Below are 7,381 nucleotides of genomic sequence, written 5' to 3'. Positions count from 1 at the left end.
CGCTGGGTTTGTGTGCGTTTTTGGTGCGCCCAGCAATCAATCGCGGGTCTGGCCCAGGCCCTGCCAGTGCTTGGCGCCGATAAAGATAAAGCGCAGCTGCTCGATCATCTTGACCTCGGGCGAGGCGTGCATCGGCAGGGGCGCTGCGGGTGGGTCGATCAGTTCGGGCAGGGTGGCGAATACGGTTTTTACCACCAGGTCGGCGATCACGTTCTGCGCCGGGGCGTCGAAGTGCTGCAGTTTCGGCATGGCCGCGAGATCCGCCACCAGGTCGGCGGTGATGCGTTCGCGCAGTGCGCCCACGGCCTGGCGTACCAGTAGCGAGCCGCCGTACTGCTCGCGGGCGAGAAACAGAAACTGCGAGCGGTTGGCCGCCACGGCGTCGAGGAAGATGCGCACCGAAGCGTCGATCACCCCGCCCACTTCGAACTCGTGGTGGCGTACCTGGCGAATGGTTTCGCGGAAGGTTTCGCCGACTTCGGCCACCAGCGCCAGGCCCAGGGCGTCCATATCCTCGAAATGCCGGTAGAAACCGGTCGGCACGATGCCCGCGCAACGCGCCACCTCGCGCAGGCTCAGGCTGCCAAAACCACGGCCGCTGTCCATCAGGCTGCGCGCGGCGTCCATCAAGGCGTGGCGGGTCTGCAGTTTTTGTTCGGCGCGCGGTTGTAGTGGTTTCAAGCGGGCATGGCTCTGCATTGCGAAATCAGCGCCGCACTCTAACAAATGGCCGTTGTTTCCGTCGAACCGCGCGTGCACTGCGTTATTTGAGTGTACGAGTGTTGACTGAATAAATAAGCTCTGCCAGTCTAGTGAACAATTGTTCACTGGAGTCTTGCCATGGCCCTTCTTCCTTTTGCCTGGGTGCGCGGGCTTGCCAGCCTGCTGTATCCGCTGCGCGCGCTGGTCGCCCAGGGCTGGTTGCGGGAAAGCGATATCGACGCCGGGCTGGCGCTGTTGCACCCGGCGCTGCGCCTGAATCGGGTGTTTGCCCGGGTTACCCAGCGCCAGTGGGTGGCCGATGACATGCTTGAACTGACTCTGCGCGCCAACGGCAACTGGCGCGGCGCGCAGCCGGGCCAGCATCTGCAGCTGTATCTCGAACGGGATGGCGTACGCCTGAGCCGCAGCTACAGCCTGACGGCGGTGCATAAGGATGGCCGCCTGCAGATCGCCATCAAGCATCAGGCGGGTGGACGCGTATCGCCCTATCTGCTGGAGCATCTGGCGGTGGCTGATGTGCTGGAGCTAGGCCCGGTGTATGGCGAGCTGAGCTGGCCCGAGGCGCCACAGGGCGTGCTGCTGCTGGCTGCGGGCAGCGGCATCACGCCGCTGCTGGGCATGCTGCGCGCCGCGCTGGCTCAAGGCTTCAGCGCACCCATCACGCTGCTGCATTACGTGCGTGAGCAGGGCCAGCGCGGTTTTGCTGCCGAGTTGCAGGCTCTGCAGGCGCAGCATGGCAATCTGCAGGTGCGCTGGTCGTTGACTGCCGGCAGAGCTGAGCCGGATGGTTTGTCGGGACGCTTTGCTGACGAGCACCTGGCCGAAGTTGCGCAGCTGGATCAGCGCCGCGTGCTGGCCTGCGGCCCGGCGGGCTTTGTCGCGCAGGTACAGCAGTGGTGGCAGGCCGCCGGTTTGCCTGCTGCGCTGCAGGTCGAGGCCTTTACCCCACCCGCGCTGCGCGCCGACGTCAGCTTGCGCCAGGTGCGCCTGGGTTTTGCCCGCAGCCATCAACAGGCCATTGCCAATAATCAGCACAGCCTGTTGGAGCAAGCCGAAGCCCAGGGCCTGCAGCCAGCCCATGGCTGTCGCCAGGGCATCTGCGCCAGCTGCACCTGCACCTTGCTCAGCGGCACGGTGCGCGATTTGCGCAGTGGCCTGCTATTCAGCGAGCCGGGTCAGTCGATCCGCCTGTGTGTCAGCGCTCCCCATAGCGACGTAGAAATTGATCTTTAACTGGCGAGGGAATCCCCATGCGTGGTGATCGCGAACTGTCCGTGGATGAAATAAACGCTTTCGGCAATGAGCTGGACGCCCTGCGTCAGCGCACCCTGGCCGATCTGGGCGAGGTGGATGCGCGCTATATCCGCCGGATTCGCGCGGCGGTGCGCTTTTGTTGCTGGAGCGGGCGCGGCCTGCTGATGCTCGGCTGGTTCCCGCCGACCTGGCTGCTTGGCACGCTGCTGCTGGGCCTGGGCAAGATTCTGGAGAATATGGAGCTGGGCCATAACGTGATGCACGGCCAGTACGACTGGATGAATGACCCCGAGTTCGCCGGGCGCAGCTATGAGTGGGATATCGCCGGGCCCAGTGACTTCTGGCGGCACACCCACAACCACGTACACCATACCTGGACCAATGTACTGGGCATGGACGATGACGTCGGTTACGGCCTGGTGCGGCTGTTTCCCGAGCAGCGCTGGAAGCCGTTCTACCGCTGGCAGCCGCTGTGGGTGACGCTCCAGGCGGTGTTGTTCCAGTACTCGGTGGCGATTCAGCATCTGCGCCTGGACAAGGTCTACAAAGGCAAGCTGAGCAAGGCCGAGGTGCGCCCGCTGATCAAACAGTTCAACGCCAAGATCCTGCGCCAGTGGGGCAAGGATTATCTGTTCTTCCCGCTGCTGGCGCTGTTGATCGGGGCCAATGCCCTGGCGGTGCTGTCCGGTAATGTCGTGGCCAATCTGATCCGCAATCTGTGGACCTTCACGGTGATCTTCTGCGGTCACTTTACCGAGCAGGCGGCGGTATTCAGCAAGGAGTCGGTGCTCGGTGAGAGCCGTGGCCACTGGTACCTGCGTCAGCTGCGCGGTTCCAGCAACCTGAATGGTGGGCCGCTGTTTCATATCCTCACCGGCAACCTCAGCCACCAGATCGAACACCACCTGTTCCCCGATCTGCCGGCGCGGCGCTATGCGGCGTTGGCCGTGGAAGTGCGCGAGATCGCCGAGCGTTACGGCCAGGTCTATAACAACGGCAGCCTGTGGAGCCAATTTGCGACGGTGCTTAAGCGGATCTGGATCTACCGCCGGCGTCCCGTTGAGGCTATGCCGGCGGGGCTTTGAAGTCCCCCGAGCAAGCGGAGCTATGTAGGGTGGATGACGCTGTTTTCATCCACCATTGCCGTTGGTGGATGAGTGAAGCGTCATCCACCCTACGAAGGCGCAGGTCCTGCGAATAGATGCAGGATCTACAGGGTCGATAGTTAGCGCGTAAATACGCAGGTCAGATAACGGTTGCTAAAGCCGTAGCGCAGCATCGAATACAGCCGGCTAAACAGGTACAGCGGGCGCTTGCGGTAGTACAGCAGCACAGCATTGCCGACCCCTTCGCTGCGGTGCTGTTTGTGTTGATCGGCCTGTTTCGAGAATAAACCTTTGAACTGCCACCACTGAATCTGCTCCAAGTGCTGGCGGGCATGCAGGCCCTGCTGGCGGAACAGTGCGTAAAAGCTGCGTTTGCTGAAATCGTGCAGGTGGTGCGGGTTGCCGTCCAGGGTCGGGGTGATTGGCACCGAGGCGATCACCTTACCGTTCTCGGTCAATAACCGCGCGTAGTTGGCCAGCAGTTGTTGTGGGCGCGGCAGATGCTCGATGGTTTCCAGGCTGACGATGCAATCGAAACCCTGATCGCTGTGGAACTGTTCGGCATCGGCGCATTCATAACGCAGGTTGGGTAGCTGGTAATGCTCGCGGGCATAGGCGATGGCCGCCGGGTCGATGTCCACCCCGGTGACCTGCAGGTGCGGGTTGCGCTCGGCCAGTAGCGCCGTGCCGTAGCCACACCCGCAGGCCATATCCAGCACGCGCTGGCCGCTTAAGTGCAGGGCGGCGAACTCGTAGCGCTGCATATGAATCTGCAGGCTGGCCTGATCATCGGGGTTCTGCGGGTTGAGATCCTTCGGGTAAATCCGTTCGATGGTATGCATGGTCATGGCAGCGCAAAGAGAAGCCGGGACTATAGGCCAGGCGGCCCATTTTTCCCACGAGCGGCATTGGCATGCTTCGTGGTTCAGTACTTTCTTTCTCGGCGGTATGACACAAGGATGGTTTGCTATGTCGACATCTTCTGCACCCCGTTATCCCCTGGTCCTGGTGCCAGGTTTACTGGGCTTTATCAGCCTGCTCGGTTATCCCTACTGGTACGGCATCGTCACGGCGCTGCGCCGCCTCGGTGCAACAGTCTTCCCGGTGCTGGTGTCTTCGGTGCATTCCACCGAGGTGCGCGGCGAGCAACTGCTGCTGCGCATCGCCGATGTGTTGCAGCAGACCGGCGCCGAAAAGGTCCACTTGATCGGCCATAGCCAGGGTGCCTTGACCGCGCGCTATGCGGCCGCGCTAAAACCGGAGTGGGTGGCCTCTGTTACTTCGGTGGCCGGGCCCAATCATGGTTCGGAACTGGCGGACTTTCTCAAGCGCAAAGCCCCGCACGGGAGCTGGCGCGAGCGGCTGTTGGCGCGACTGCTGCGTGGCGTGGCGCGGTGCATGGCCTGGCTGGAGCGCGGCTATAAAGGCGAGCCACTGCCGATGGATGTGGCGGCGGCGCAGCAATCGCTGACCAGCGACGGCGTGGCGGCCTTCAACCTGCAGTACCCGCAGGGCCTGCCGGAAGTCTGGGGCGGTGAGGGCGCGGCCGAGGTCAACGGCGTGCGCTACTACTCCTGGTCCGGCACCATCCAGCCGGGTATCACCGATAAAGGCGGTAACCGCTTCGATGGGCCGAATGTCGCCTGCCGGATGTTTGCCAAGACCTTTCAGCGCGAGCCGGGGCAGTGCGACGGCATGGTCGGGCGCTACAGTTCACACCTGGGAGTGGTGATCGGTGATCAGTACCCGATGGATCACTTCGACATCATCAATCAGACCTTCGGCCTGGTCGGCAAGGGTGCCGAGCCGGTCAAGCTGTTTGTCGAGCATGCGCAGCGCTTGCAGGCGGCAGGGCTCTAGCTCGTAGGATGGGTTGAGCCTGCGATACCCATGCTGTTTGTCTGGGGCAGCGGCCATTGATGGGTATCGCTGCGCTCAACCCATCCTACAAAGGCTTATTCCAATAGTTCGCCAAAATCGACCCAGATGTCCTGAGCATCTTCGCGGATGGCAAGTGTTTGCAGCGATTGCCCGGCGCAGGGGCCGGCGACGCATTCGCCGGACTCGATCAGAAACAGCGCGCCGTGGGTGGCGCATTGGATCAGGCTGGCACTGACATCGAGAAACTGGTCGGGCAGCCATTCCAGGGGGATGCCACGGTGCGGACAGCGATTACGGTAGGCATACAGCTGGCCGTCCTTGCGCACGGCAAACAGCTTTTCACCCGCAACTTCGAAGCCCCGGCTCTGGCCTTCGGCCACTTCATCCGGGGCACATAAACGCAACATGGGAACCTCCTCGACAGGCCGGCATTATGCCGCCCTGGCGCGGAAGTGGAAGGGCGGCTCTTGCCGTGGTTGTCGTTTTGCTTGGGCGAGGATTATCGGCCGTCGGCTGATCCAGCCAGTGCGTTGGGCTGGCGGCCTTGTCCGCAGCCTTTTATCCTGCCAGCCAACCTCTGGTCGCCGAAGCCAAGCCCACGACATGAATCCTGTTATTCGACCGCGCTCACTGTTTATCGCTTTGAGCCTGCTGCTGGCACTCGCGCTCTGGCTATCCCTGGCGCTGGGGCCGGTCAGCCTGCCACTGCTCGACACCCTCAAGGTGGCGCTGCGCCTGCTTGGCCTGGCGCCACCGGGTGATGACCTGGCTCAGGCCGAGCTGATACTTGGGCAGATCCGTCTGCCGCGCACCTTGCTCGGGTTGCTGATCGGCGCGGTGCTGGCGCTGTGCGGGGTGGCGATGCAGGGGCTGTTTCGTAATCCGCTGGCCGATCCCGGTTTGATCGGGGTCTCCAGCGGCGCGGCCCTCGGCGCGGCGGTGGCGATTGTCGGTGGCGCCGCACTGGGCGGCTTGCCGGAAGCCTTTGCACCTTATCTATTGTCCTTGTTCGCCTTTATCGGCGGCCTGGGCGTGACGGCGCTGGTCTATCGCCTGGGTCGGCGGGACGGCGAAACTCATGTGGCGACCATGCTCCTGGCCGGTATCGCCCTAACTGCATTGGCCGGTGCGGCGATCGGCCTGTTTACCTACCTGGCCGACGACGCCACCTTGCGCACCCTGACGTTCTGGAACCTGGGCAGCCTGAATGGCGCCAGTTACAGCCGTTTATGGCCGCTGCTGCTGGTGACGGCGGCAGTGGCGCTGTGGTTGCCACGGCGGGCCAAGGCCTTGAATGCTCTGCTGCTGGGCGAGTCCGAGGCGCGTCACCTGGGCTTTGCCGTGGAGCGGGTCAAGGCCGAGCTGGTGTTTTGTACCGCCCTCGGTGTGGGCGCGGCCGTGGCGGCGGCGGGGATGATCGGCTTTATCGGCCTGGTGGTGCCGCATCTGGTGCGTCTGCTGGTGGGGCCGGATCATCGCGTGCTGTTGCCGGCCTCGGCCCTGGCGGGCGCCAGCCTGTTGCTGCTGGCCGATCTGGCGGCGCGGCTGGCGTTGGCCCCGGCCGAATTGCCGATTGGTATCGTCACGGCGCTGATTGGCGCGCCGTTCTTCCTTTATCTGTTGCTGCGGGGGCATACCTGATGCTGCGCGCAGAAAATCTGGCGGTACAGCGCGGCCCGTGTACGGTGTTGGCGGACATCAACCTGGAGTTGCGTCCCGGTGAAGTGCTTGGCGTGCTGGGGCCTAATGGCGCCGGCAAGAGCACCTTGCTGGGCGCCTTGTGCGGCGAGTTGCCGCCTGCCCAAGGCGAAGTCTGGCTGGATCAGCGGCGCTTGCAGGACTGGCCCGGCAGCGAGCGTGCGCAACGCCTGGCGGTATTGCCGCAGACTTCGACGCTAAGCTTTGCCTTTCGCGTGGAAGAAGTGGTCGGCATGGGCCGTTTACCCCACGCCAGCGGGCGTGTGCGTGATGCGCAGATTATCCAGCAGGCGCTGCAGGCGGCCGATGCCTTGCACCTGGCCGGGCGCAGTTACCTGGCCTTGTCCGGCGGCGAGCGTCAGCGCGTGCACCTGGCGCGGGTGCTGGCGCAGCTCTGGCCGGGCGGCGAGGGGCAGGTGCTGCTGCTCGATGAGCCCACCTCGATGCTCGACCCGCTGCATCAGCACACTACCTTGCAAGCGCTGCGCGCATTCGCCGAACGCGGTGCGGCGGTGCTGGTGATTCTGCATGATCTGAATCTGGCGGCGCGCTATTGTGACCGTCTGCTCTTGCTCGAACGCGGTCGCCCCCATGCCCTGGGCAGCCCCGAGCAGGTGTTGCAGGCCGAGCCGCTGCAGGCGGTGTTCGGCCTGGAAGTGCTGGTGCAGCGCCATCCGGAACGTGGTCACCCGCTGATAATCGCGCGCTGAGCGGCGCAG

At 63.7% G+C, this 7,381-nt stretch carries 8 protein-coding genes; 5 read left to right on the top strand and 3 right to left on the bottom strand.

Annotated elements, in window-relative coordinates:
- Nucleotides 1–36: 36 nt before the first annotated feature.
- On the bottom strand, nucleotides 37–627 hold the full coding sequence (locus WA145_RS16545; protein WP_422582615.1) for a TetR family transcriptional regulator: 591 nt from the start codon (nucleotides 625–627) through the stop codon (nucleotides 37–39).
- Nucleotides 628–840: 213 nt separating this feature from the next.
- Between WA145_RS16545 and WA145_RS16540 the strand changes: the two genes are divergently transcribed.
- A complete protein-coding gene (locus WA145_RS16540) occupies nucleotides 841–1,956 on the top strand; it encodes a ferredoxin reductase (RefSeq protein ID WP_422582614.1) in 1,116 nt (371 codons plus the stop codon).
- A 17-nt stretch (nucleotides 1,957–1,973) separates the two neighbouring features.
- Nucleotides 1,974–3,062, top strand: coding sequence for a fatty acid desaturase family protein (locus tag WA145_RS16535; RefSeq protein ID WP_422582613.1), 1,089 nt, complete (start codon nucleotides 1,974–1,976; stop codon nucleotides 3,060–3,062).
- A gap of 140 nt (nucleotides 3,063–3,202) precedes the next feature.
- On the opposite strand, the gene WA145_RS16530 is transcribed toward WA145_RS16535, so the two are convergent.
- Nucleotides 3,203–3,931, bottom strand: a complete 729-nt coding sequence (locus WA145_RS16530) for a class I SAM-dependent methyltransferase (RefSeq protein ID WP_422582612.1) — start codon at nucleotides 3,929–3,931, stop codon at nucleotides 3,203–3,205.
- A gap of 121 nt (nucleotides 3,932–4,052) precedes the next feature.
- On the opposite strand from WA145_RS16530, the gene WA145_RS16525 reads away from it, so the two are divergent.
- Nucleotides 4,053–4,943, top strand: a complete 891-nt coding sequence (locus WA145_RS16525) for an esterase/lipase family protein (protein WP_422582611.1) — start codon at nucleotides 4,053–4,055, stop codon at nucleotides 4,941–4,943.
- 95 nt (nucleotides 4,944–5,038) lie between these two features.
- Here WA145_RS16525 and WA145_RS16520 read toward each other — a convergent pair whose 3' ends face one another.
- Nucleotides 5,039–5,371 (bottom strand): Rieske (2Fe-2S) protein, encoded by a 333-nt coding sequence (locus tag WA145_RS16520; protein WP_422582610.1) that lies wholly within the window; start codon nucleotides 5,369–5,371, stop codon nucleotides 5,039–5,041.
- Between the two features lie 196 nt (nucleotides 5,372–5,567).
- Here WA145_RS16520 and WA145_RS16515 point away from each other — a divergent pair, with 196 nt between their 5' ends.
- Both WA145_RS16515 and WA145_RS16510 read left to right on the top strand, forming a co-directional pair.
- Nucleotides 5,568–6,605 carry a FecCD family ABC transporter permease gene (locus tag WA145_RS16515; protein ID WP_422582609.1) on the top strand — a complete coding sequence of 346 codons (1,038 nt, stop codon included), beginning with the start codon at nucleotides 5,568–5,570 and terminating at the stop codon, nucleotides 6,603–6,605.
- Complete coding sequence (locus WA145_RS16510) at nucleotides 6,605–7,372, top strand: heme ABC transporter ATP-binding protein (protein WP_422582608.1); 768 nt, start codon at nucleotides 6,605–6,607, stop codon at nucleotides 7,370–7,372. The genes WA145_RS16515 and WA145_RS16510 overlap by 1 nt, the downstream gene beginning before the upstream one ends.
- The last annotated feature ends 9 nt before the right edge of the window (nucleotides 7,373–7,381 follow it).

Source organism: Pseudomonas sp. (assembly GCF_049301935.1).
In the GTDB taxonomy this organism is placed as follows: Bacteria; Pseudomonadota; Gammaproteobacteria; order Pseudomonadales; family Pseudomonadaceae; genus Aquipseudomonas.
Note: the sequence above shows the minus strand (reverse complement) of the source record. Positions and strands in the feature narration are given on the sequence as shown.

Bases quoted from the DNA above. Each gene is read 5' to 3' on its own strand.
- WA145_RS16520 (WP_422582610.1), bottom strand. From the start codon at position 5,371: ATGTTGCGTTTATGTGCCCCGGATGAAGTGGCCGAAGGCCAGAGCCGG.
- WA145_RS16525 (WP_422582611.1), top strand. From the start codon at position 4,053: ATGTCGACATCTTCTGCACCCCGTTATCCCCTGGTCCTGGTGCCAGGT.
- WA145_RS16510 (WP_422582608.1), top strand. From the start codon at position 6,605: ATGCTGCGCGCAGAAAATCTGGCGGTACAGCGCGGCCCGTGTACGGTG.
- WA145_RS16545 (WP_422582615.1), bottom strand. From the start codon at position 627: ATGGACGCCGCGCGCAGCCTGATGGACAGCGGCCGTGGTTTTGGCAGC.
- WA145_RS16530 (WP_422582612.1), bottom strand. From the start codon at position 3,931: ATGACCATGCATACCATCGAACGGATTTACCCGAAGGATCTCAACCCG.
- WA145_RS16535 (WP_422582613.1), top strand. From the start codon at position 1,974: ATGCGTGGTGATCGCGAACTGTCCGTGGATGAAATAAACGCTTTCGGC.
- WA145_RS16540 (WP_422582614.1), top strand. From the start codon at position 841: ATGGCCCTTCTTCCTTTTGCCTGGGTGCGCGGGCTTGCCAGCCTGCTG.
- WA145_RS16515 (WP_422582609.1), top strand. From the start codon at position 5,568: ATGAATCCTGTTATTCGACCGCGCTCACTGTTTATCGCTTTGAGCCTG.